A 24,105-nucleotide genomic window follows, 5' to 3' on the forward strand; every position below is an offset into this window, starting at 1 on the left:
ACGCATTCCCCGCCAGCGAACGTCACCCACTGGCCTGCTCCTTGCTGATTCCTTTGCAACCCAACTTCGGTGTTGCAAAGGATTCCATGGACGCGTCGCTTCCCGACTATCTGGTCCGCGAACAAGCCGCCGTCGGCGCACTCGTCGCCTTCGGCTTCCTGCGCGTGTTCGCTGCCGCAATCGCCTTCACGCGCGGCTGGCGCATTCGCTGGGTCGAGTACGCCGCGATCGGCGCCGCGGCGCTGTGGTGCGCGCCGCAGCTGATTGCGCTGATCGCCAATCCAACGTCCGGGGCCGCGCTCGCGGAGCTCGAAGGCAACGCCACGGGCTGCGCCCTCGCCCTCTTCTTCTCACCGATCCTCAGTCACCGGCTCGGCTACGAATAGGTTGCAGCGACGACGTTTCAGCCCTGCAACACGTAGGCCGGCACGCTGTGCGCGAGCGCGGCCGCGGCCACCAGCACGCCGATCATCACGATCGCTTCGAGATGGATCACGTTGACGAAACGGCGCGCCGCCGCTGTCGACGCCGCGCGCCGCAACTCCGGCATCGCCACGAGCCGGTTGAAGCCGCCCATCGCGAGCGCGAGCAGGACGAGCACGGCCTTGAGCATCAGCACGCGGCCCCAGGTGCTGCCGACCATGGCGTCGATCGAGCCGCCGCTGCCGCGCAGCGCGTCGAACACGCCCGTCGCGATCACGAAGCCGACCGCAAAGAACGCCACGTTCGAAATCTGGCCCGCCGTGCGGATCAGCACGCCGCGCGCCGTCGATGCGCCGAGCGCCGGCAGCACGGCAAGTCCCCCCGCCATGACGATGCCGCTCCACGCGCTCGCACTGAGCAAATGGAGGGTGTGCAGCCCGAGCGCGGCCGAGGCGAAGCCCGCATCGGCCGCGTGCCCGAGCCCCGCCCGCCCGGCGGCGATGGCGACGAGCGCGAGCCACAGCACGCCGTCGCGCGCCACACTCGAAGCCGCGAACGCGCAGCCGAGCAGCACGAGCGCGCCGACGAACGCAACGCTCCACGCGTGGCCAACGTGCGTTTGCGAGAGCACCGTGCCGACCACGCCGAACGCGCTGGGCAACGGTTCGCCGCTGACCGACGCACTCTCGTAAAGCATCCACAGGATGAGCGCCGCCACGAGCACGAATGCCGCAGCGCGCAGCGAGCGTTGCGCACGCAGCCATGCGAGGCGCGCGGGCGCGACGGCCGTGCGGCCGTCCTTGTCGAGCCACGCGCCATAGAACGCAGAGCCGAGCGCGAATGCGTAGGCAATGTTGACGATGGCCGCCATGGCGACCTGCCCGATCCAGAGCCAGTCAGCTTTCATCGGACCTCGCCCTCCCGCGTGTTGCGGGTCGCACGGACTTCGCGCGAAGGGGATCGGTCGGCTTGATGCAACGATAGGGAAAGTGCAATTGGAGTCATCGAGACAAGTGGCAAGGAAACAACATGAAAACGGCAACAGCAGCACGCACACGCATCACATCGCGTGCCCGCAAGGGTGCCTGCTTCGATAGCCGGCGCGCCATTCGGTTCAATGCGGGCTCGATGCGGCTTCAACGCGCGTTCCATGCGCGAGCATCGAGCCGAGGCACGAGACCGAAAGCAGCGGCGGCATGCGCCCGGCATCAGGTCATGCATGAACCCGGCAACGAGCGGCTCGCCGAGTGTGGCGCCGGTGCGGGACAACCCCGTGTCACCGATCGGCGAACAGGTGCAGAATCATAACCGGCGCCACCGCGACGATCGGCCGCAAGCGCGTCGCGGTGGCGCCGCGAAGGCATCGGCGGGCGCTTGTGGCGCATGTGGCAAATGGTCACTATGAGTTCCCGATGCTAGAATCTGCTGCGTCGTCGCAGCGCGCACGGTCTTCTGCTTTCATCGCGCGCAGCCTAAAAGCCGGGCCGTTCGAAGCCTGGTCAGGTCCACGATAAAGATGGAGTTACGCGTGTCCCCAAGACGTATCTTCCGACCGCTCATTCCGCTCGTCGCGCCTCTGGCAGCAGCACTTTTGCTCGGGACGACCGGCGTTCTCAGCGCGGCACATGCCCAGACGGCGGCCTCCGCGCCGCAGCCCAACGCCCCGGACACGATCGCCTCACGCGTACAGGGTTGCACCGCGTGCCACGGCTCGCACGGGCAGGGCACCGACAACGACTACTTCCCGCGTCTCGCCGGCAAACCGGCCGAGTACCTGTTCAACCAGCTAATGAACTTCCGCGAGGGGCGCCGCAAGTACCCTCCGATGAATTATCTGGTCACCTATCTCTCCGACGACTACCTGCACGAGATCGCGACGTTCTTCTCACAGCAGCGGCCGCCCTACCCACCGCCCGCGAAACCTTCGGTCGGCAGCGACACGCTCGCGCGCGGTCAGCAGATCGTCCTGCACGGCGACCCGGCCAAGCAGGTGCCCGCCTGCGCGGCCTGCCACGGCGCGAAGCTCACCGGCATGGAGCCGGCCATTCCGGGTCTGGTCGGTCTGCACATGGATTACATCAGCGCGCAGATCGGCGCCTGGCGCTCGGGCTCGCGGCATGCGAAGGCGCCCGACTGCATGCATGAGATCGCCACGCGCCTCACCGACGAAGACGTGAACGCGGTCGCGGCCTGGCTCTCCACGCAGAGCGCGCCGCAGAACCCCGTGCCGGCGCCGGCTGGCTCACTCAAGACGCCGCTTGCCTGCGGCAGCGAACCGCAATAAGGCGCCGGGGAGACAGCCAATATGAACCGCAAGTCCCTGTTCGCACTTTCCGCCGTCGTCGTGGCCGCCGCCGCGGCCCTCGTGCCGGTGCTCTGGTCGGGCACCCGCTATCTGCACAATGGCGCAGCGCAGGCCGCGACGCCCGTCGACCAGGCCGATCTCATCAAGAAGGGCGAGTATCTCGCGCGCGCTGGCGACTGTATCGCCTGCCACACCGTGCGCGGCGGCCAGATGTTCGCGGGCGGCCTGCCGATGGCCACGCCGTTCGGCACGCTCTACACCCCCAACATCACGCCTGACGACCAGTACGGCATCGGCAAGTGGAGCGCCGACGACTTCTATCGCGCCATGCACACGGGCCGCTCCAAGGACGGCAGCCTGCTCTATCCGGCGTTCCCGTTCGCGAGCTACACCAAGGTCACGCGCGCCGACGCCGACGCGATCTTTGCCTATTTGCGCTCCGTCCCGCCAGTCAACGTGCCTAGCCGCCCGCACGAACTCAAGTTCCCGTTCAACAACCGCAACCTGCTGATCGGCTGGCGCACACTGTTCTTCCGCGAAGGCGAATACAAGCCCGATCCGACCAAGTCGGTCGAATGGAACCGTGGCGCGTATCTCGTGGAAGGCCTCGGCCATTGCGGCATGTGCCACACGTCCATCAACGCGGTGGGCGGCCCGGTCAACTCGGCGGCCTTCGCGGGCGGCCTGATCCCGCTGCAGAACTGGTATGCGCCGTCGCTCACGGGCAGCGAAGGCGGCCTCGGCGACTGGGACATCAAGGACATCGCAAGCCTCTTGAAGACCGGCGTTTCGCAGCGCGGCGCCGTGTTCGGTCCGATGGCGGACGTGATCCACAACAGCCTGCAATACCTCTCGGACGACGACATCCACGCGATGGCCTCGTATCTGAAGACCATCCCGCAGAAGAAGGAAGCGCCCGAAACGATGCAGATGGAGACTTCGGAAGCGTTCGGCGGCGAACTCTTGCAGCAAGGTCAGAAGATCTACCATGACCAGTGTGCGAAGTGCCACGCGGAGAACGGTCTCGGCATGCCGCCGAACTTCCCGCCGCTTGCGAACAACCAGTCGATCCAGATGCACTCGGCCGTGAACCCGATCCGCATGGTGCTCAACGGCGGCTATCCGCCGAGCACGGGGGGCAATCCGCGCCCGTACGGCATGCCGCCGTTCGCGCAGGCGCTCTCGAACCAGGAGGTTGCGGCGGTGGTGACGTTCATCCGCATGTCCTGGGGCAACAAGGGCACGCCGGTGTCCCCGCAGCAGGTCTCGGACCTGCGCTCGTCTCCGCTCGACTGACGCCTGTGTCGACCAGAGTTAGCATGTCGACCGGAGTTGACGCTTTAGCGCCTGCTCCGGTCCCATAGCGCTTACTCTGGTCCCATGCAAAGCCGACCGCCGCCGTTAGGGCCCCAGCCCTTACGGCGGTCCCACGCAAGTGGTTACTGCTATAGTAACGATTGCCTGATAAGGGCGCAGTCCGCAAAGCGCGGGCTGCGCCCTTCGCTATTTGGCGCCGGGCCGTGCGGTGAAGGCGGTTCCGTGGCCCGTCAGGCCTGGTTTTGAACGCCGCGGTCGAGCACGGCGCCGTACGGGGTGGAACACTGTTCCACCGGCGCGCGCTGCGCTCACGAAGAACAAGGAGTGGTCGTCATGCACGCCGGTGAGCGTCTGAACAGCATTACTCACCTCGTGGGCGCGATGTTGTCGGTAGCGGGGCTGGTCTCGCTCGTGACGCTCGCGGCGCTGGATCACGACGCGTATAAGGTCGTGAGCTTTGCGGTATACGGGGCGATGTTGTGCGCGCTGTACACGATCTCGACGCTGTATCACGGCGTGCGCGGCATACGCCTGAAGGCAGTGCTGCAAAAGTGCGACCATGCCGCGATCTATCTGCTCATCGCGGGAAGCTATACTCCGTTCGCGCTCGTGACGCTGCGTGGGCCCTGGGGCTGGTCGCTCTTCGGCGTGAGCTGGGGCCTCGCGGCCCTTGGCATCGTCCAGGAACTCACGCTCGGGCGGCGCACGAGAATGCTTTCGATGGTGCTCTACGTGGTGATGGGCTGGCTCGCGGTGGTGGCGGTTCGCCCGCTCATCGAAGCCTTGCCGGCCGCGGGCACCGCGTGGCTGCTGGCCGGCGGCGTCATTTACAGCGTCGGTATTTATTTTTTCGTCAATGACGAGCGCATCCGGCACGGACATGGAATCTGGCATCTGTTCGTGCTCGCCGGGAGCGTCTGTCAATTCGTGAGCGTCGCGCGCTACGTCGCGTGACGCGTCAATGGGAAGACATCGCACGGCCGCCGCAGTGTCCGCGGCCGCACGATGCAACTTAACGCCAGACGACGGGTCTTGATAGACCCGTCCGTTCCATGAAGAAAAAACGCGGCGCGCGCACTGGCGCGCCCTCCGAACAACGCGAAGAAGCGGCTTCACCGGGCGCATTTGAAGCCGGCAACACCGCTTTGGCTGCGCAGCGCGCCTTCGGGCCGCGAAGCGACGCCCGCGCTACTGCAATACAACAGGTGTTTATGTCTTTCGATTCTCTCGGCTTGTCCGAACCGCTGGTCCGCGCAGTCAACGAACTTGGGTACAGCACGCCCACGCCTATCCAGGCGCAGGCGATTCCCGCCGTGCTCGGCGGCGGCGACCTGCTCGCCGGCGCGCAAACCGGCACCGGCAAGACCGCCGGCTTCACGCTGCCGATCCTGCAACGCCTCACGGACATGGCGCCGGCAGCGGGCGGCAAGCGCGTGGTGCGCGCGCTGATCCTCACGCCCACGCGCGAGCTCGCCGCGCAGGTCGAAGAGAGCGTGCGCGCCTACGGCAAGTATCTGAAGCTCAAGTCCACGGTGATGTTCGGCGGCGTGGGCATCAATCCGCAGATCGACGCGCTCAGGCGCGGCGTGGATATCGTGGTCGCGACGCCGGGGCGCCTGCTCGATCACATGCAGCAAAAGACGATCGATCTTTCGCAGCTCGAGATTCTCGTGCTCGACGAAGCCGACCGCATGCTCGACATGGGCTTCATCCACGACATCAAGCGCGTGCTCGCGAAGCTCCCGCCCAAGCGCCAGAACCTGCTCTTCTCGGCCACCTTCGCCGACGAGATCAAGGCGCTCGCCGACAACCTGCTCGACTCGCCGGCGCTCATCGAAGTCGCGCGCCGCAACACCACGGCCGAAACCGTGGCGCAGAAGATCTATCCCGTCGATCGCGACCGCAAGCGCGACCTGCTCACGCACCTGATCCGCCAGCACAACTGGTTTCAGGTGCTCGTGTTCACGCGCACCAAGCACGGCGCGAACCGCCTCGCCGAGCAGCTCACGAAGGACGGCATCAGCGCGCTCGCGATTCACGGCAACAAGAGCCAGTCGGCACGCACGCGCGCTTTGAGCGAGTTCAAGGACGCCACGCTGCAGGTTCTCGTCGCCACCGACATCGCCGCACGCGGGATCGATATCGACCAGCTTCCGCACGTCGTCAACTACGATCTGCCGAACGTGCCCGAGGACTACGTGCACCGCATCGGCCGCACCGGCCGCGCGGGCGCGACGGGCGAAGCCGTGTCGCTCGTGTGCGTGGACGAGCATCAACTGCTCAAGGACATCGAGAAGCTCATCAAGCGCGCGGTGCCCCAGGAGATCATTGCGGGCTTCGAGCCGGACCCGAACGCGAAGCCTGAGCCGATCCAGCGCCGCAGCCAGCCGCAAGGCCGCTCTCCGCGCCAGGGACAAGGCCCTGGCCGCGGTGCGTCGAATGGCGTGAATGCCACGAACGGCGGCCGGCCCGCGCAGGCGCGTGAACCGCGTGAGTCGCGCGGCGGTAATCGCGAAGGTGGCCGCGAAGGTGGCCGTGAAGGCAACCGCGAAGGTGGCCGTGAAAGTAACCGCGAAGGTGGCCGCGACAGCAACCGCGCGCAGCCAGCCAGCGGTGGCGGCAACGGCGGCCAGCGCCCGGCCAAGCCGGCCTCGAACGGCGGCGGCGTGCGCACCGCCAAGCCCGTGAAACAGCAAGGCGCGAATCACGGCGCTCAAGGCGCGCGCGGCGAGCATACGCGTCGCGAAAGCCAGCGCGGCGTTTCGCACGAGAGCGCCATGGGCCGCCCGCAACAACGCAAGCCGCAAGGCAACCCGGGCGCACTGCTCGGCGGCCGCCCCGGCGGCAATTCGCGCCGCGACGGCAACGGCCAGCGCGATCGCTGATCTTCGCGTCCAGAAACGAAAAAGCCCGCTCGAGCAGCGGGCTTTTTGTCTTTGCGCGCCGGTGTCCTAGCGGAAAAAGACGTGTTGCGTGATCTTCGCGAGCGGATAGTGCACGCCGGGCCGGATCTTCGCAGGCAGGTTGAGCGGCTTGAGCAGCATCTTCACGCACATGTCGGCGGAAAGATTGTGGCGCACCAGCTTGTTCACGCGCGCGGTGAGCTCGCGGCTATAGGCATCGTCGCGCACGCGGTCGGGGTAGCGGCTCGCGTACACATGGCGCAGCGCAATCTCGGAATCCTCGTTCTTGATCTCCATCACGCGGCGCATGAGCGCACCGAGTACGGCGAGACGCCCGTGCCCTTCTATCTGGTTGTACTTCTTGAAATAGCGGAAAAAGTGCTTGTAGTGGCGCACTTCGTCGCTGCGAATGTTGTCGGTGATTTCCTTGAGCACGGGCTCATCCGAATACTCGCCGATCGCACGGTAAAGCGTGGCGGTGCCGGTTTCGACCACGCAGCGCGCAACCATTTCGAGCGCGCGCGTTTTCTCGAACTCCTCGAATGAACAGGTCTTCGAATACTCTTCGATGAAGGTCTGAAACGCCGCGTCCCAGTCGAACTCGGGCCACACGTACTGGATATACGTCTTCAGCGCGCGCCCGTGCTGAAGCTCCTCGGGCTCCCATTCGCGGTTGAGCCACTCTGAGACCTCGGGGTCGCCGTTGAAGAATACGTTCAGGTTACTGGTGTAAAGGTCGGAACCACTTTCAATGAACGAAGAGGCGGCGAGGAGCAGCATCAGATCTTCGTTGGCGGCGGCACGTTGACGGTCGATACGTGTGAGATCGATGTCTTCGATGCGCCAGGGCATCACATGGCGAGGCTCATTGTCGTTACGCATTGTGTCCTACTCCCGAAGCGGCGTTTTACGCTCACGACGCGCGGCGCCCGGTAGGAAGCCCGAGGCCCGGCGAACTGCGCCAGTCACGCGCGGCGAACGTTACAAGCCATCCCTATTTCCATCTTAGCTGTACTTTCGCGTAGCTGCAGTCATAAAGCACAGACCGGGCCCGGTTCCCGCAGTTCCGCGAATAGACGACCTCTTCGCGTTACGTCATGTGACGATCACCGGCCGAGGCGCAAACGCATTACCCGCGGGCATACCGTGCGTTTGATGCGTAGCGTATCGAAGCGGATTCGCTCGCTGCGTGCCGCGCTGCGGCACGAACCTCAAGTGATTTCGCGAATCCAGGCGGCTCGCACTACCGCTGCGTGCGGGCTCGAATGTCAAAGGGAAAATTTTTGGGGCGTGGTTTGTACAACGCAGCGGCGTTGACTACACTCCAGTTCCCCGAGGTAGATCCCGGGCTGGATGCCGTTTTGGCCGCGCACAGGCGGCCCGGGCGGCCGGTCCCTCCAGCCAGCCGATCTGCACGGTCGCAGGCTTTCGCTCACACCACCGCATTCCTGTCGCTGCGCCGCCCTGCGGGCCGCAACCGGCGACCTCTGATGCGGCAACACGGAGAGAACGATGCTGAGTCCGCATGAATTCGCCACCCTGCTGCTAGTACAGGACGCCCCCAACCAGCTCGACATGGAGCGAGAAGAACTGGACGCCTTGCTCGAACGACAGCTCGTCCAACTGGAGCGCCTTGCATCCGGCCTTCAGCAATGGCGACTAACCGAAATCGGCGACTCTGCGTTGCGCGCCATCAAGCGGTGTTCGTAGCCTGATCCCGCGGGCCGAGCACCCGCGTAGCCACAGGCTCCATTGCCCTCTATCGATTTGCGCGGACGCGTGAGTCGTCCGCCAGCCCGGCTTGTCGGGCACGTCCCCGATGCAGGCGCACGGCAGTAGACGTACGCGCCTGCAGTGCATGGTCACGCGGACCCGCGCGCTTCATGCCCGCGTGACCATTTTTTTGCGCGTGCTGCTTTGCACGCGCGGACGCGCGCACCCTGCCGCGGCACTATTCGCCTACCCGGCTCTCAGCGTGGGGTCGACCGCCGCCCGCCAGCTCAGCGCCTGGGCGCGCTGCGTATTGAGGAAGTTCACCCACTCACCCCGAGCCTCGCCGTTGCCGCTCTTGCCGAGCGTGGTGTATTGCTGCGCGAGCTGAGCCTGGAAGCCGCAAAACTGGTCCTGGGGCAGCCTGCCGCGCCGATTGGCGACCCACGCATCGAAAATGGCCGCGTAGACGCCCGGCGCATACGCACCGAAATCGACCGCCTGACCGCCGCACATCTGTTGCAACGCGGCCAGCGACGGTGCGCGCCCCCCGCCTTCCGGGCCCGGCGGCGCGCCCACGCACCCCGCGAGCAGCACGGCCGCACCGATCATTGCAATTGCACGCATGATTGCCTCGTTATCGTTTTCGACTGGTTGGAACGACTGCATCCCGACTCGGTTATTGTCGCACCGCGCCGCGCGAGCGACACCCTGGCCGTTCCGTCGCGCCGAGGCGAGCGCAAATCGCTTTCGGGCTATGCTGGATTCGATGCCACGCGTCTCGTTGCGCGCCGGTCGACGGCCGGTCGACGCGCGTGCCGCGCACCCTCCAGGGAGACTGCACGATGCCTCAGTCGCACGCCGAGTCGTACATCCTCGCGCTGGACCAGGGCACGACGAGTTCACGCGCCCTGCTGCTAGAGCGCAGCGGCGCAATCGTCGCGCTCGCACAGAAGGAGTTTGCGCAACTTTACCCGCGGCCCGGCTGGGTCGAGCATGACCCGCGCGACATCTGGTCGAGCCAGGCAGGCGTCGCGGCGGAAGCGCTCACGCGCGCGGGCGTCGGGGCCGCAGCGATTGCGGGCATCGGCATCACGAACCAGCGTGAAACGACCATCGTGTGGGACCGTGAAACGGGTCAGCCCGTGTACAACGCCATCGTCTGGCAGGACCGCCGCACGGCCGGCTATTGCGACGAACTGAAGGCGCGCGGCCTCGAGCCAATGGTGCGCGCGAAAACCGGCCTGCCGATCGACGCGTACTTTTCGGCGACGAAAATCCGCTGGATTCTCGATCATGTCGAGGGCGCGCGCGAAAAGGCGCGCGCGGGCCGGCTCGCGTTCGGCACCGTAGACGCCTGGCTGCTGTGGCACTTCACTCGCGGCGCGCTGCACGCCACCGACATCACGAACGCTGCGCGCACGATGCTCTTCGACATCCACACGCTGCGCTGGGACGATGACCTGCTCGCGCTCTTCGAGATTCCGCGCAGCATGCTGCCGCAGGTGCGTTCGTCGTCGGAGGTCTATGCACGCACGGCGGCAGCGCTCTTTGCAGCCGAAATCCCGCTTGCCGGCGTGGCCGGCGACCAGCATGCGGCGCTCTTCGGGCAGATGTGCATGCATCCCGGCATGGTGAAGAACACCTACGGCACCGGCTGCTTTCTCGTGATGAATACCGGCGCGCAGCCTGTCGAGTCGAGCCACAACCTCGTCACGACCATCGCGTGGCAAGCGCTCGGGCAAACGCAATACGCGCTGGAGGGCAGCATCTTTATCGCGGGCGCGGTGGTGCAATGGCTGCGCGACGGCCTCGGCATCATTCGCAGCGCAGCGGAAATCGAACCGCTCGCGGCCAGCGTGCCGCACAGCGACGGCGTGTACCTCGTGCCCGCGTTCGCCGGCCTCGGCGCGCCGCACTGGAACGCGCACGCGCGCGGCACGCTGTTCGGGCTCACGCGCGGCACGACCGCGGCGCATATCGCACGCGCGGCGCTCGAGTCGATCGCCTATCAGTCGTTCGACGTGCTCGCCGCCATGGAGGCCGATGCCGGTATGCGCGTGAACGAGCTGCGCGTGGATGGCGGCGCCAGCGCGAACGATCTGCTCATGCAGTTTCAGGCCGACCTGCTGGGCGTGAACGTGTTGCGGCCGCGCTCGAGCGAAAGCACCGCGCTGGGCGCGGGATATCTGGCCGGGCTCGCGGTGGGGTTCTGGCGCGATATCGATGAACTCCAGCAGCATTGGAGCCTCGAGCGCCGCTTCACGCCCTCGTTGCCGCGCGACGATGCGGCAAGGTGCCTGGCCGGCTGGCAGCGCGCGATACGCGCGGCAAAAGAATGGGCCGACACCCGCGAGGCAAACGCAATGGACGACGGCTGAGCCTCGCAGGCCGCGAGTGCGCTGCGTGCAAAAAGCAAAAGCACGTATGATGGGAGTTTCCACCTTCCCGCCTGCCTGGCTCAGGCGCACGCACCGGCCGCCGACCGCTGGCCGCGCGCTGCCCGGCCTCTCGTTTCACGCATGATCGACCATCTCATCTGCGACTGTGACGGCGTGCTCGTCGACAGCGAAGTCATCGCCGACCGCGTTCTGTTCGACACGCTCAGCGGCACCTTTCCCGGCATCGATTTTCACGCCGCCGTGAACGCGGCGTTCGGCCAGCAGACCTCGCGCTTTCTCGCCGACGTCGCCGCGCGCTTCGACCTCACGATGCCCGAGGACTTTCTCGAGACCATCGAACATCGTTGCGAAGCCGCCATTGCCGAGTCGGTGAGCCCGATCAACGGCGTGCGCGACGCCTTGCGCCGGGTGACGCTGCCTGCCGCCGTTGTTTCGAACAGCCGGCTCACGCGCGTGCACGCTTCGGTGCGGCGCGCCGGGCTCGACACCATCTTCGGTGAGCGCATCTTCAGCGCCGAGCAGGTCGCGCGGCCCAAGCCTTATCCGGACGTATACCTGCACGCGGCGAAGCAGCTCGGCGTGGAGCCGGCGCGCTGCATCGTCGTCGAAGACAGCATTTCGGGTTTGAACGCCGCGCGCGCGGCAGGCATGAAGACGATTGCGTTCGTGGGCGCGAGCCACATTCCGTCGGGCTACGCCGATGTGCTGCGCGAGATGGGCATCACGCGCATCATGGCGCACATGGAAGAGCTGCCGGCGCTCGTCGAGGCCGGCGTGCGCGGCGAATTCGGCGACGTGCAGTCGTAAGGCTGCGCGCCCCAAAGGCGCGCAGATCGCACAAGTCGCACGCGCCGCAATGAAAACGGGACGCGGCGCCCATCGGCCGCCACGTCCCTCACCCCGCTACTTTCAACGCGCCTCAGGCCGGCTCGGCGCAGCGCTCGCGCGCCACGGCGAGCGACTCGCGAAACGCCACCAGTTCGGCAATCGAGAGCACCGGCAGATTGTGCAGCTTCGCGAAGTCGTCGACCTGCTTGCCGCGCGCCATCGTGCCATCCGGGTTCATCAGCTCGCACAGCACGCCGGCGGGCGCGAGGCCCGCGAGCACCGCCAGATCGACGGTGCCTTCAGTATGGCCGCGGCGCGCCAGCACGCCGCCCTTCTGCGCGCGCAGCGGGAACACGTGGCCCGGGCGCACGATATCGGCAGGCTTCGCGTCCGGGGCAATCGCGGCGCGGATCGTCGTCACGCGGTCGGCGGCCGAAACACCCGTGCTCACGCCGTCGCGCGCTTCGATCGAGACCGTGAACGCGGTGCGGTTGCGGCTCTCGTTGTGGGCCACCATCGGCGGCAGTTCGAGCGCGCGCACCTTTTCGTCGGACAGACACAGGCAGACGATGCCGCTGCATTCGCGGATGAAGAGCGCCATCGTTTCGGGCGTGAGGCGTTCGGCCGCGACGATCAGATCGGCCTCGTCCTCGCGGTCGTGGTCGTCCTGCAGCACGACCGGGCGGCCTTCGCGCATGGCTTGCAACGCGGCGGCAATGCGCGGCGGCACCGGCTCGGAATCGATGAACGGGAGATCGGCGGCGGCGTCGAGCGGCGCGTCCTGGGATGAAGCGAGAGTGGTACTGGCAGTAAGGGACATGTGAAACGCTCCTCGCGAGAGTTAGGCGAAAAACGTTTCAGGGCATTGCAAACAGACAGGAATCCCCGGCACGCGTGATTCGCACGGATGCGGCGCGCCCCGAAAATGGGGACGCACGCGCATCGGCCAAAACGCCGCGGCGGATGGGCAAACATGACCATCTGCACATCTTCTTTCATCCGGACTATGACCGTCGGCTCTGGCTTCGCACCAGATCTGCTGACCCTGCGCACGACACAATGAGGCTCGCGCAGGCGCTCGCGGGCTCGTCGACCTTGCCTTGCGGCGCGGCCGGCATACCGCCGGTGGGGAATTTCACCCCGCCCTGAAGACGCACTGATTACCGGCTTATTACCTGACTTAACCGGCGGGCAAAGGATACAACAGGCTGCGCATCTGTGCAGCGCGAAAAAGTACGAGTAGACAATTTTCTCGAAAATGCGACGCGGCTCATGCCGGCTGCGCCGCCACGGCTGCGACCGACTCGACCGACTTGACCGCCTCCACCGCGTCGACCGTCCTGACCGCTTCGACTGCCGACGCCGCTTCGCCGCCAGCCGGCGCGGCTGGCACGTCCCAGCGCGGCGGCGTCTCGGCGTTGAGCGTCACGCGAAACACACGCGCCTCGGTGTCGCCCGGGTTGCGCAGGCTGTGCGGCTGGTCGGCGTCGAAAACGATCGCGTCGCCGGTTGCGAGCAGTTGGCGTCGATCGTGCACGCTCACTTCGAGCGTACCCTCGCTCACCACGAGGTTCACCGTCGTGCCGGGCGGGCGGCGCACGCCGGGCTCAGTATGCAGCGGCGCGATGCGCAGTTCGTGGAATTCGGCGGCGGCGGGTTCCCCTTCCGGATAGAGCGCGCGCGCCGAAAAACGGCCGTCGGCGGAAACGAGGCGCGACGCCCGCTCGGCGGGCAAATGCTCGAAGCCGTTCACGGCATGGCGCCGCAGGAACGCCGAAACCGAGACTTTGAGCGCCGCCGCCACCTTGCACAGCACCTTGATCGACGGCACGCTGCGCGCCGACTCGACTTGCGCGAGCATCGCGCGCGAGACACCCGAGGCGCGTGCGAGCGCATCGAGCGAAAGCTGGCGTTCGGCGCGCAGCCGGGCGAGGTTCACACCCACGAGATGCTCCAGCGTCTCGTAAGATCCTTCGGTGTGCGCAATATCGGGTTGTGCATCGCGGACGAGCGCGAGGGGTGAATGCATGGCTGCCTCCAGGCGCGCCGCGTGATTGCGGCGCAAGAGCATGAATGGAGGCAAGACTAGCATCGCGATTTGCCGGGCCCAACGAAGTTATCTTCACACTGTTATCAGCATTGCAGAGCGCCAATCCTGGATTGCTTTCGCGTCCTGCGCATAAGGCGCATTGCCCGCTGCACGGCCTTGCGCGTTGCCCTCATCGGGCGCTCACGTATTCTGCCGCGCCGCCACGCGCGCTTCGGGCAGCGGTACGGCGCGCGTGTCGAGCCGCGCCGCCGCCGAGGTGAGCACGAACGCCGCCACCGAGACGGCCGCGGCCACCCACGGCAGCGAGTCGAGCGCCACGCCGTGCGCAATGGCGAGACCGCCCATCCACGCGCCCATTGCGTTGCCCACGTTGAACGCGCCGATGTTCAACGTCGAAGCGAGGTTCGGCGCCGCCGCGGCCTTCGCGACCACGCGCATCTGCAACGGCGGCACGGTCGCGAACGCGGCGACGCCCCACACGAAGACGGTGATCGCGGCGGGCCACATGGCGTGGCTCGTCTTCGTGAAGATGGCCATGACCACGGCGAGCATCAGGAGAATGCCCATGAGCGAAGGCATCAGCGCGCGGTCTGCGAGCTTGCCGCCCAGGGTGTTGCCGAGCGTCAGGCCCACGCCGAACAGCACGAGCATCAGCGTCACGCCGCGCGGCGAGAAGCCGCCCACCTGTTCGAGAATCGGCGCGATGTAGGTGAACACGACGAACACGCCGCCGAAGCCCAGCACCGTCATGCCGAGCGCGAGCCACACCTGCGGGTCGCGCAGCACGCGCACTTCGTGGCCGAGTCCGGCCGGGCCGCTGTCGTGATGATTGGGCACCAGAGCCGTCACGCCGACGAGCGAAATCACGCCAAGGCCGCTCACGATCCAGAACGCCATGCGCCAGCCGAACTGCTGGCCAATGGCGGTGCCGAACGGCACGCCCAGCACGGTGGCGAGCGTGAGTCCCGTGAACATCAGCGCGATGGCGCTCGCGCGCTTTTCCTGCGGCACGAGCGAGGCGGCCACCACGGCGCCGATGCCGAAGAACGAACCGTGCGCGAACGACGCGACGACACGTGCGACCATCAAGAGCGAATAGTTCGAGGCGACCGCGCACATCACGTTGCCGACGATGAACACGCCCATCAGTAGTTGCAGCGCGAGCTTGCGGGGCATGCGGCTCGTCAGCACGGCAAGCAGCGGCGCGCCGGCCGCTACGCCGAGCGCGTAGCCCGTCACGAGCAGGCCCGCGGCGGGAATCGTCACGTTCAGATCGCGCGCCACATCGGGCAACAGGCCCATGATGAGGAACTCGGTGGTGCCGATGGCAAAGGCGCTGATGGCCAGCGCGAGTAAGGGGATAGGCATCGAAATCTCCGAAAATCAGCCTGGATTCAAATGGGCTTCAGTGGCATCCAGCGGCCATCAAGCCGCCGCGCCAACCGGCAGCGACGTCACGAACTCGACGACGACACCCGGCGCGAGCGCGACGAACAGCTGCACTTCCGCGCTCGCGGGCACCTCCGTCAGTTGGTACGGCACGCGGTGCGCCGCAAGCCGCTCGACGAGTGCGCGCCACTCAACGCCCGGTGCCACGCGAAACGCCACGTGGTCGATGCGCGGCGCGACGAGCGCAGACGATCCACCTGACAAGCGGGCGGGCCCGGTCGCATCGACCAGATGGATGACCGGGCGGCCGTTCGCGTAGAGCCAGTGGCCGTCCACGCGAAACAGCGGCCGCGGGCCGTCATCGAGGCCGACGATGTCGCGAAAGAAGCGGCATGTGCCTTCGAGGTCGTGCGTGACGAGGGTGACGTGATCGAGTTGCATGGCGTGCGGGCCGTGGCGGATGTCCTGAAAACACGCGCATTTTCGCGGCTACACTCGAATTTGATAATTGGCGTAGCATTTGAATCATTTTCAATCTATTTCTAATAATCGCGCGATGGACAACCTCGGCGACGTGCGCCTCTTCGTGGAAGCGACACGCCTCGGCAGCCTTTCCGCGGCGGGCCGCAAGCTCGGCCTCACGCCCGCGGCGGCCAGCGCCCGGCTCGCGCGGCTCGAAGCGGAGCTTCGTGCGCGTCTTTTCGACCGCACCACCCGCCAGCTGCGCCTCACCGACGAAGGCCGCCTCTACCTCACCTGCAGCGAGCACGCGCTGCGCTCACTCGACGACGCCAAAGCGGCCTTGCAGGAGGGCCAGAACGCAGTGCGCGGCAAGGTGCGCATTTCGGCGACCTCGGATTTCGGCCGCAATCTGCTGATGAGCTGGCTCGACGAATTCCGCGCCCTCTATCCCGACGTGCGTTTCGCGCTGATGCTGACCGACTCGCTCTCGAATCTCGTGCTCGAAGACATCGATCTCGCGATCCGCTTCGGCACGCCGCAGGACAGCTCGCTCGTGGCGCGCTGGCTCGCGCCGAACCGCCGCGTGCTGTGCGCCTCGCCCGACTACCTCGCGCGCTGCGGCGAGCCGAAGGACCCGAACGATCTGGCCCGTTTCGACTGCATCGTGATCGGTTCGGCGGCGGGGCCGGTGAACGAATGGCGCTTCACGCGCGGCAGCGGATCGCAGGCCGAAACGCAGACCTATACGGTGCCGCTCGATGGCGCACTCGAATCGACGGATGGCGAAGTCGCGCGCCAGTGGGCGCTGTGCGGCTACGGCCTCGCGGTGAAGTCGATCTGGGATGTCGCGGACGATCTGCGCGCCGGGCGGCTCAAGACCGTGATGCCCGAGTGGCGCTACCCCGACGCGCCGCTGCACGCGCTCTATCACCGCAACCGCTTTCTCGCGCCGCGCGTGCGGGCGCTGCTCGATTTCCTCACCGAGCGTTTCGCGCAGACTTCGGGCGAACTGGAAGCGCTCGTCCCCTGCACGGATCCAGCCGTTGCGACGCAAAGCCGCAGACGCAAACGGATATAATGTTGGATTGCGCAGAAAGTGATCCGCAGCCGCATCCGCATTGGTAAATATCGGCAAATGCGGCGCCGGCAGAAAGAAGCGAAAAACAACGCGGAACGTCCCAAGTTGCTAGACGCGCCTGGCCAGAAACAGGATGCCGAAGCCGGCTCACAGCCGACATCGCCGCGCCCCGATTCGGCCCCTTAAAACACCGTAGTCCTGACGTGCAGACCGTGCATCACGCGCGTGCATCAAGCGGACGACGCCCCCAGGTCAACCACTGCGAACGGCGAAACCCGATGACCAAGAAAGTATATGTAAAGACCTTTGGCTGCCAGATGAACGAGTACGACTCCGACAAGATGGTCGATGTACTCGGCGCCGCCGAAGGTCTCGTGAAGACCGACACCCCCGAAGACGCGGACGTCATCCTCTTCAACACCTGCTCGGTGCGCGAAAAGGCGCAGGAGAAGGTCTTCTCCGACCTCGGCCGCGTGCGCGAGCTCAAGGAAGCGAACCCGAACCTGCTGATCGGCGTAGGCGGCTGTGTGGCGAGCCAGGAAGGCGCGGCGATCGTCGCGCGCGCGCCGTACGTGGACCTCGTGTTCGGCCCGCAAACGCTGCACCGCCTGCCGCAGATGATCGACGCGCGCCGCGCCTCCGGCCGCGCGCAGGTGGACATCTCCTTCCCCGAAATCGAGAAGTTCGACCATCTGCCGCCCGCGCGAGTGGAAGGCCCGAGCGCGTTCGTCTCGATCATGGAAGGCTGCTCGAAATACTGCAGCTACTGCGTCGTGCCCTACACGCGCGGCGAGGAAGTCTCGCGTCCGCTCGACGACGTGCTCACCGAAATCGCGGGCCTCGCCGACCAGGGCGTGCGTGAAGTCACGCTGCTTGGCCAGAACGTGAACGCCTATCGCGGCGCTTTGACGGCCGGCGCGCACGACGTGGCCGACTTCGCCACGTTGATCGAATACGTCGCCGAAGTCCCCGGCATCGAGCGCATCCGCTACACGACTTCGCACCCGAAGGAATTCACGCAGCGCCTGATCGACACCTACGCGAAGGTGCCCAAACTCGTGAGCCACCTGCATCTGCCGGTGCAGCACGGCTCGGACCGCGTGCTGATGGCGATGAAGCGCGGCTACACCGTGCTCGAGTACAAGTCGATCATCCGCAAGCTGCGCGCGATCCGCCCGGATCTGTCGCTCTCCACGGACTTCATCGTCGGCTTCCCCGGCGAGACCGAAGAGGACTTCCAGAAGATGATGGCGCTCGTCGAAGAGATGAGCTACGACACGAGCTTCTCGTTCATCTACAGCCCGCGCCCGGGCACGCCCGCCGCGAATCTCGAAGACGACACGCCGCGCGAGGTGAAGCTCAAGCGCCTGCAGCACCTGCAGGCCACGATCGAAGAGAACGTGGCGCGCATCAGCCAGTCGATGGTCGGCCGAGTCGAGCGCATTCTCGTGGAAGGCCCTTCGCGCAAGGACCCGAGCGAACTCTCGGGCCGCACGCAGAACAACCGTGTGGTGAACTTCCCGGTGCCGCTCGCTTCGCACGCTCGCCTGATCGGCCAGATGATCGACGTGAAGATCAACCACGCGTACCCCCACTCGCTGCGCGGCGAACTCGTGCTCGCTCACGAAGACGCTTCGACGCTCGCGCATTAATCGGCGCATCGCAGGAATTCAGGAGTTCAGAGACACCTTGAAGCCCAATCAGCAGCATCTGGAATTCACCGCGCCGCGCGACGACAACGCGCGGCTCGCCAACCTCTGCGGCCCGCTCGACGAAAACCTGCGACAGATCGAGCAAGCGCTCGACGTGACGCTCGCGCGGCGCGGCCATCGCATCACCATTCGCGGGCGTGGCGCCAAGCTGGCGCTCGCGGCGCTCGAGAACTTCTACAACCGGGCGCGCGATCCGCTCTCCGTCGACGACATTCAGTTGGCGCTCGTCGAAGCCCGGCACCCCGTGAACTTCGGCAGCAATTCGGCGAACGATCCGCGCGGCAATGGCAACGGCGGCGTGCGCGGCAATGTGAACGGTGGCAACAGCGGTGGCAATGACGCCGCCGAGATCGACCCGCGTTTTCGCGGCGACCCCGATCATCCGTTCGACGAGCCCGCGCGCGAAGGCGTCGACGTCGAGGAACTGGGCCCGAAGCTCTACACGCGCCGCGCCGACCTGCGCGGCCGCACGCCCGCGCAGCGCGAGTATCTGAAGCAGATCATCTCGCACGACGTGACGTTCGGTATCGGGCCCGCGGGCACCGGCAAGACCTATCTCGCCGTGGCCTGCGCCGTGGACGCGCTCGAGCGCGACCAGGTCAAGCGCATCGTGCTCACGCGTCCGGCCGTGGAAGCGGGCGAGCGTCTCGGCTTCCTGCCCGGCGATCTGTCGCAGAAGGTCGATCCGTATCTGCGTCCGCTGTACGACGCGCTTTACGATCTGCTCGGCTTCGACAAGACCGCGAAGATGTTCGAGCGCCAGATGATCGAAATCGCGCCGCTCGCCTACATGCGCGGGCGCACGCTCAATCACGCGTTCATCATTCTCGACGAGGCGCAGAACACCACGCCCGAGCAGATGAAGATGTTCCTCACGCGTATCGGCTTCGGCTCGAAGGCGGTCGTGACCGGCGACACCACGCAGATCGACTTGCCGCGCGGCCACAAGAGCGGCCTGATCGAGGCGCAGCATGTGCTGAAGGACGTGCGCGGCATCGCCGTCACGCACTTCACGAGTGCGGACGTGGTGCGCCATCCGCTCGTCGCGCGTATCGTCGAGGCTTATGACGCGCATTCGAAAAAGGACGAGGGCGTTGGCGACGCGCGCTAACGCCGCCGCCTGCGTCGTTTCACAGCTTTAGCCCCATGCCCCGCGCACCGAAACTCAAACTGACCGTGCAGTTCCCCGCCGCGAAGGCGTTCCCCGAGCACAAGGCCGCGCTGCCGCGCGCCACCGTGGCGGCGTGGCTCAAGGCCGCGCTCTTCGCGGACGCGGAACTGGCCGTGCGCTTCGTCGACGCCGAGGAAGGCCGCACGCTCAACCGCACGTATCGCGGCAAGGACTACGCGACCAACGTGCTCACCTTCGCGTATGCCGAGAGCGAGGACGACCCGGTCACGGGCGATCTGATCCTGTGCTGCCCCGTGGTGGAAAAGGAAGCCGCCGAGCAGGGCAAGCCGCTCGCCGCGCACTACGCGCATCTGCTCGTGCACGGCGCGCTGCACGCGCAGGGTTACGATCACGAAGACGAGACCGAAGCCGAAGAGATGGAAGGCATCGAAACCGAGGTGCTCAACTCGCTAGGCTTTCCGGATCCGTACAAGTAAGCCCACGCCATGAACGACAAACGCACGCCCGATTTCGCCGAACCCTCAGCACTGCCCGAGGCGGGCGATGCGAGCGTGCCCTGCCCCGGCTACCCGCCGGCGCTCGGCGAGTCGCGGCTCCTGAGCGAAGACGAATTGCGCGCCTCGCTCGCCTGCACGCTAAAAGCGCGAGGCTGGGACGGCGCGAGCGACATCTGGCTGTTCGGCTATGGCTCGCTGATCTGGAACCCAGGGCTGCCCACCGTCGAGAACGTGCGTTCGCGCGTGCACGGCTACCATCGGGGGCTTTACCTGTGGTCGCGCGTGAACCGCGGCACGCCCGAGCAGCCCGGCCTCGTGCTGGCGCTCGACCGCGGCGGCTCGTGCGCGGGCGTCGCGTTCCGTCTTGCGGCCGAAGGCGCGATGCCGCATCTCGAAGCGCTCTGGCGCCGCGAGATGCCGATGGGCTCGTACCGCCCCGCCTGGCTGCCCTGCGTGCTCGCAGATGGCCGCCGCGTCGCCGCGCTCGCATTCGTCATGCGGCGCGATGTGTCGTCTTACACCGGCAAGCTTTCCGAAGCCACGGTGCGCACCGTGTTCGGCTGCGCGTCTGGCCGCTACGGCACGACGCTCGACTACGTGCGCCGCACCGTCGATGCACTGCGCGAGAGCGGCATGCGCGACCGCGCGCTGGAACGGCTGCTCGCGCGTTGCGCTTGAGGTTGCACTGGTCACGTTGACCGAGCGGCGACCGGCCTTACGGCGCGCCGCTTTTTCGTCCGCCGGGCGGCGACGCCGCATCTGCGTTAGGATTGATCTGCCGGTGTGTGTCCTTTGTGTGGCATTACACGGTCGCGCCACAGGCATGTTGTATCCTTAACCCTCCGCAACAGCGCGCCCTGCCCCCAGCGGCAAAGGGCGCACCACCATGAACGACTCTTATCCCAGTCGACGCCAGACCGACAAACCGCAGGAAAAGCGCTCCCTACTCGAGCGGCTGACCGACTTCATCTCGCCCGAGCCCGATTCTCGCAGCGAGCTTCTCGAAATCCTCCAGGACGCGCACGCGCGCAACTTGATCGACGCCGATTCGCTTTCGATGATCGAAGGCGTGTTTCAGGTGTCCGAGCTTTGCGCGCGCGACATCATGATCCCGCGCGCCCAGATGGACGCGATCAACATCGCCGAAAGTCCTGACGAATTCATTCCGTTCGTGCTCGAGAAAGCGCACTCGCGCTACCCGGTGTACGACGGCAACCGCGACAACGTGATCGGCGTGCTGCTCGCGAAAGACCTGCTGCGCTACTACGCCGAAGAGGAATTCGACGTGCGCGGCATGCTGCGTCCGGCCGTGTTCATCCCCGAGTCCAAGCGCCTGAACGTGCTGCTGCACGACTTTCGCCAGAACCGCAATCACATCGCTATCGTCGTGGACGAATACGGTGGCGTGGCCGGTCTCATCACGATCGAGGACGTGCTGGAGCAGATCGTGGGCGACATCGAGGACGAATACGACTTCGACGAGGAAAGCGGCAACATCATCGCCTCGCCCGACGGGCGGTTCCGTGTGCGCGCGCTCACCGAAATCGAGCAGTTCAACGAGGCGTTCGGCACCCATTACTCCGATGAGGAAGTCGATACGATCGGCGGCTTCGTCACGAATCACTTCGGGCGCGTGCCGCATCGCGGGGAGAAGGTGCGCATCGACGACCTGATCTTCGAGGTGCTGCGCGCCGACGCGCGCCAGGTTCACATGCTGCTGGTGCGGCGCGACCCGATGGCAGGACAGCGCGAAGCCGCGCTGCAGCCGCCGGGTACCTGACGCAACGCGAGCGCGCCGCCTATGCGCAGACGACGCCAGCCTCCGGGCTGGCGTTTTTGCTTCGAGCGCGCCGAAGCTTCGATCCGCCCCCAGGAGACCATCCCGGTAACGTCGCACGAAAGTGCTATCGTTGCGCTCGTCGCGCAATCCGCACTCGCGCTTTTCAGCGCGCTTTCCATCGCATTCCACAGCACCGCATGGCCGAACCGATCGATACCCGCACCGAGACGCGCGCGAGCGAAACCGCCAACGGCGCCGCGCGCCGCGCGCTGCCCTTCTGGCACTATCTCGCCGCCGCCGCGCTGGGCGCGCTCAACACGCTGTCGTTCGCGCCCACGCCGCACGGCGGCTGGCTCGCCATTGCGATCTTTGCGCTGTTCTACTTCTGGCTCACGCGCACCAGCGGCTGGAGGAGCGCGCTCTTCACGGGCTGGGCATTCGGCTTCGGCAACTTCGTGAGCGGCGTCTGGTGGCTTTACGTGAGCATGCACTTCTACGGCGGCATGCCCGCGGTGCTCGCGGGCGCCGCGCTCGTGCTGTTCTCGCTTTACCTCGGTCTGTATCCGGCGCTCGCCGCGCTCATCTGGTCATTTTGCGCGGGGCACGCGAAGAATGGACGCAGCGGCGAGTTGCCGTTCTCGCCCACGTGGCACGGCGCCTTCGCATTCGCGAGTGCGTGGGCGCTCGGCGAATGGGCGCGCGGCTATGTGTTCACCGGCTTTCCCTGGCTTTCGAGCGGCTACGCGCAAGTGGACGGTCCGCTCGCCGGTTTTGCGCCGATCGTGGGCGTCTATGGCGTGGGCTGGGTGCTCGCGCTCGTCGCGGCGCTCATCGCGCAGGCGGTTTTGCGCGCGCGCGACATGAAGGGGCATGGCGCGACGCCTCGGCGCGGCGCAGCGGCGACGCCGGCGCTGCTCGCGCTCGCCGTGATCGCCGCCGGCCTGCTGCTCTCGCTCGTCTCGTGGACGCAACCCTCCGGCACGCCACTCAACGTGCGGCTGCTGCAGGGCAACGTCAAGCAGGACATGAAGTTCTCCGAGCAGGGCATGAACGATGCGCTCAACGAGTTCCAGAAGCTGATTACCGAAAAGCCCGCCGATCTCGTCGTCACGCCCGAAACCGCGGTGCCGGTGCTCGTGCAGGAAATTCCCCAGAAGTTCGGCCGCGATGTCCGCGCCTTCGCCGACGGCACGAACACGGCCATCCTGTTTGGCGCAGTCGGCGGCACAATCACGTCCGATGGTCGCGTGATCGACTACACCAACAGCCTCTTCGGCATCACGCCGGGCCAGAACGGCCTCTATCGCTACGACAAGCATCACCTCGTGCCCTTCGGCGAATTCGTGCCCTGGGGCTTCCGCTGGTTCGTCAATCTCATGAACATCCCGCTCGGCGACTTCGCGCGCGGGGCGCCCGTGCAGCCGCCCTTCCGCGTGCACGGAGAGCTCGTGGCGGTGAACATCTGCTACGAGGACATCTTTGGCGAGGAGATCGCGCGCACCGTGCGCGAGAGCCCGACCTCGCCGGGCATCCTCATCAACTCGACGAACCTCGCGTGGTTCGGCGACACCATCGCGCTCGACCAGCACCTGCAGATCGCGCGCATGCGCTCGCTCGAAACCGGCCGCCCGATGCTGCGCGCGACCAACACGGGCGCCACCGCCGCCATCGACGCGAAAGGCCGCGTGATCGCGCGTTTGCCGACGTTCACGGTCGGCTCGCTCGACGTGAAGGTCGAAGGCACGAGCGGCTTCACGCCCTACGTGACGAGCGGCAACAACACGGTGATCGCCATGTCGTTGCTGCTGCTGGCGCTCGGCTTTGCGTTCGGACCGGCCTTCAAGGGCGCGAAGGACCGCAAGCCGGCGAACAAAAAAATCAGCCGCGCAACGCCCCGCTGACGACGCAACCACACCGCTGCCGCCCGCCCGAACCCCGTCCAGGTCTCAAGGCTCCGGCAATCCGGTAAAATTCAATGTTTTAGCACCTGGCCGCCTCCCGGCCCGGGCCAGGCAAGGGGAAGGGGCAAGGCGGAGGATCGCCGCCCCGCCGGCGTGCTCGCCTGGCTCGGCCGCCGCATTCCGCCCCCGAAAGCCCGAAAGACACTGCAGGCACAC

Annotated in this window: 22 protein-coding genes and 1 riboswitch; of the genes, 15 read left to right on the plus strand and 7 right to left on the minus strand. The window is 66.4% G+C overall.

Annotated features, from left to right (window positions below; translation table 11 throughout):
* Window positions 1-86: 86 nt before the first annotated feature.
* The gene (locus M3I56_RS01650) at window positions 87-386 is read left to right on the plus strand and encodes a hypothetical protein (protein WP_254352244.1); all 300 of its coding nucleotides are present in this window, start codon (window positions 87-89) and stop codon (window positions 384-386) included.
* Window positions 387-403: 17 nt separating this feature from the next.
* Here M3I56_RS01650 and M3I56_RS01655 read toward each other — a convergent pair whose 3' ends face one another.
* Window positions 404-1,330 carry a CopD family protein gene (locus M3I56_RS01655; RefSeq protein ID WP_254352245.1) on the minus strand — a complete coding sequence of 309 codons (927 nt, stop codon included), beginning with the start codon at window positions 1,328-1,330 and terminating at the stop codon, window positions 404-406.
* A 609-nt stretch (window positions 1,331-1,939) separates the two neighbouring features.
* Between M3I56_RS01655 and M3I56_RS01660 the strand changes: the two genes are divergently transcribed.
* The 4 genes from M3I56_RS01660 to M3I56_RS01675 all read left to right on the plus strand — a co-directional run bounded on the left by M3I56_RS01660 (window position 1,940) and on the right by M3I56_RS01675 (window position 6,930).
* Entirely contained in the window at window positions 1,940-2,707 is a 768-nt protein-coding gene (locus M3I56_RS01660) for a c-type cytochrome (protein ID WP_254352246.1), read from the plus strand.
* A gap of 21 nt (window positions 2,708-2,728) precedes the next feature.
* Entirely contained in the window at window positions 2,729-4,024 is a 1,296-nt protein-coding gene (locus tag M3I56_RS01665; RefSeq protein ID WP_254352248.1) for a cytochrome c, read from the plus strand.
* Window positions 4,025-4,378: 354 nt separating this feature from the next.
* Window positions 4,379-4,999 carry a hemolysin III family protein gene (locus M3I56_RS01670; RefSeq protein ID WP_254336332.1) on the plus strand — a complete coding sequence of 207 codons (621 nt, stop codon included), beginning with the start codon at window positions 4,379-4,381 and terminating at the stop codon, window positions 4,997-4,999.
* 257 nt (window positions 5,000-5,256) lie between these two features.
* Window positions 5,257-6,930 carry a DEAD/DEAH box helicase gene (locus M3I56_RS01675; protein ID WP_254352249.1) on the plus strand — a complete coding sequence of 558 codons (1,674 nt, stop codon included), beginning with the start codon at window positions 5,257-5,259 and terminating at the stop codon, window positions 6,928-6,930.
* Between the two features lie 66 nt (window positions 6,931-6,996).
* Here the strand turns inward: M3I56_RS01675 and M3I56_RS01680 are convergent, their stop codons facing one another.
* Complete coding sequence (locus tag M3I56_RS01680) at window positions 6,997-7,830, minus strand: ferritin-like domain-containing protein (RefSeq protein ID WP_028205976.1); 834 nt, start codon at window positions 7,828-7,830, stop codon at window positions 6,997-6,999.
* Window positions 7,831-8,460: 630 nt separating this feature from the next.
* On the opposite strand from M3I56_RS01680, the gene M3I56_RS01685 reads away from it, so the two are divergent.
* Window positions 8,461-8,658: a hypothetical protein gene (locus M3I56_RS01685; protein ID WP_028205977.1), complete on the plus strand. Its 198-nt coding sequence runs from the start codon at window positions 8,461-8,463 to the stop codon at window positions 8,656-8,658.
* A gap of 249 nt (window positions 8,659-8,907) precedes the next feature.
* Here M3I56_RS01685 and M3I56_RS01690 read toward each other — a convergent pair whose 3' ends face one another.
* Window positions 8,908-9,285: a hypothetical protein gene (locus tag M3I56_RS01690; protein ID WP_028205978.1), complete on the minus strand. Its 378-nt coding sequence runs from the start codon at window positions 9,283-9,285 to the stop codon at window positions 8,908-8,910.
* Between the two features lie 218 nt (window positions 9,286-9,503).
* Here M3I56_RS01690 and glpK point away from each other — a divergent pair, with 218 nt between their 5' ends.
* Together glpK and M3I56_RS01700 are read left to right on the plus strand one after the other, a co-directional pair.
* Window positions 9,504-11,039: a glycerol kinase GlpK gene (glpK, locus tag M3I56_RS01695; protein ID WP_254352251.1), complete on the plus strand. Its 1,536-nt coding sequence runs from the start codon at window positions 9,504-9,506 to the stop codon at window positions 11,037-11,039.
* Window positions 11,040-11,180: 141 nt separating this feature from the next.
* Window positions 11,181-11,867 (plus strand): HAD family phosphatase, encoded by a 687-nt coding sequence (locus M3I56_RS01700; RefSeq protein WP_254352253.1) that lies wholly within the window; start codon window positions 11,181-11,183, stop codon window positions 11,865-11,867.
* A gap of 112 nt (window positions 11,868-11,979) precedes the next feature.
* Here M3I56_RS01700 and ribB read toward each other — a convergent pair whose 3' ends face one another.
* The 4 genes from ribB to M3I56_RS01720 all read right to left on the minus strand — a co-directional run bounded on the left by ribB (window position 11,980) and on the right by M3I56_RS01720 (window position 15,768).
* Window positions 11,980-12,708 carry a 3,4-dihydroxy-2-butanone-4-phosphate synthase gene (gene ribB / locus M3I56_RS01705; RefSeq protein ID WP_254352254.1) on the minus strand — a complete coding sequence of 243 codons (729 nt, stop codon included), beginning with the start codon at window positions 12,706-12,708 and terminating at the stop codon, window positions 11,980-11,982.
* Window positions 12,709-12,871: 163 nt separating this feature from the next.
* Window positions 12,872-13,045, minus strand: a riboswitch (FMN riboswitch).
* A 113-nt stretch (window positions 13,046-13,158) separates the two neighbouring features.
* Window positions 13,159-13,917: a helix-turn-helix domain-containing protein gene (locus M3I56_RS01710; protein ID WP_254352256.1), complete on the minus strand. Its 759-nt coding sequence runs from the start codon at window positions 13,915-13,917 to the stop codon at window positions 13,159-13,161.
* 201 nt (window positions 13,918-14,118) lie between these two features.
* Window positions 14,119-15,306: an MFS transporter gene (locus tag M3I56_RS01715; RefSeq protein ID WP_254352258.1), complete on the minus strand. Its 1,188-nt coding sequence runs from the start codon at window positions 15,304-15,306 to the stop codon at window positions 14,119-14,121.
* 57 nt (window positions 15,307-15,363) lie between these two features.
* Window positions 15,364-15,768 carry an extradiol dioxygenase gene (locus M3I56_RS01720; protein ID WP_254352259.1) on the minus strand — a complete coding sequence of 135 codons (405 nt, stop codon included), beginning with the start codon at window positions 15,766-15,768 and terminating at the stop codon, window positions 15,364-15,366.
* Window positions 15,769-15,883: 115 nt separating this feature from the next.
* Here M3I56_RS01720 and M3I56_RS01725 point away from each other — a divergent pair, with 115 nt between their 5' ends.
* The 7 genes from M3I56_RS01725 (at window position 15,884) to lnt (ending at window position 23,889) form a co-directional block, all read left to right on the plus strand.
* On the plus strand, window positions 15,884-16,867 hold the full coding sequence (locus tag M3I56_RS01725) for a LysR family transcriptional regulator (RefSeq protein WP_254352261.1): 984 nt from the start codon (window positions 15,884-15,886) through the stop codon (window positions 16,865-16,867).
* Window positions 16,868-17,145: 278 nt separating this feature from the next.
* On the plus strand, window positions 17,146-18,519 hold the full coding sequence (gene miaB, locus M3I56_RS01730; RefSeq protein ID WP_254352262.1) for a tRNA (N6-isopentenyl adenosine(37)-C2)-methylthiotransferase MiaB: 1,374 nt from the start codon (window positions 17,146-17,148) through the stop codon (window positions 18,517-18,519).
* A gap of 37 nt (window positions 18,520-18,556) precedes the next feature.
* Window positions 18,557-19,690, plus strand: coding sequence for a PhoH family protein (locus M3I56_RS01735; protein ID WP_028205985.1), 1,134 nt, complete (start codon window positions 18,557-18,559; stop codon window positions 19,688-19,690).
* Between the two features lie 35 nt (window positions 19,691-19,725).
* On the plus strand, window positions 19,726-20,187 hold the full coding sequence (gene ybeY / locus M3I56_RS01740; protein ID WP_028205986.1) for an rRNA maturation RNase YbeY: 462 nt from the start codon (window positions 19,726-19,728) through the stop codon (window positions 20,185-20,187).
* A 9-nt stretch (window positions 20,188-20,196) separates the two neighbouring features.
* Window positions 20,197-20,886 carry a gamma-glutamylcyclotransferase gene (locus tag M3I56_RS01745; protein ID WP_035513857.1) on the plus strand — a complete coding sequence of 230 codons (690 nt, stop codon included), beginning with the start codon at window positions 20,197-20,199 and terminating at the stop codon, window positions 20,884-20,886.
* Window positions 20,887-21,094: 208 nt separating this feature from the next.
* Window positions 21,095-21,988 (plus strand): HlyC/CorC family transporter, encoded by an 894-nt coding sequence (locus tag M3I56_RS01750; RefSeq protein WP_254352264.1) that lies wholly within the window; start codon window positions 21,095-21,097, stop codon window positions 21,986-21,988.
* A gap of 197 nt (window positions 21,989-22,185) precedes the next feature.
* Complete coding sequence (gene lnt / locus M3I56_RS01755) at window positions 22,186-23,889, plus strand: apolipoprotein N-acyltransferase (protein WP_254352266.1); 1,704 nt, start codon at window positions 22,186-22,188, stop codon at window positions 23,887-23,889.
* Window positions 23,890-24,105 lie beyond the last annotated feature (216 nt).

Origin of the sequence: Paraburkholderia sp. CNPSo 3281 (genome assembly GCF_024206515.1) — a bacterium.
GTDB classification, from domain to species: Bacteria; Pseudomonadota; Gammaproteobacteria; order Burkholderiales; family Burkholderiaceae; genus Paraburkholderia; species Paraburkholderia nodosa.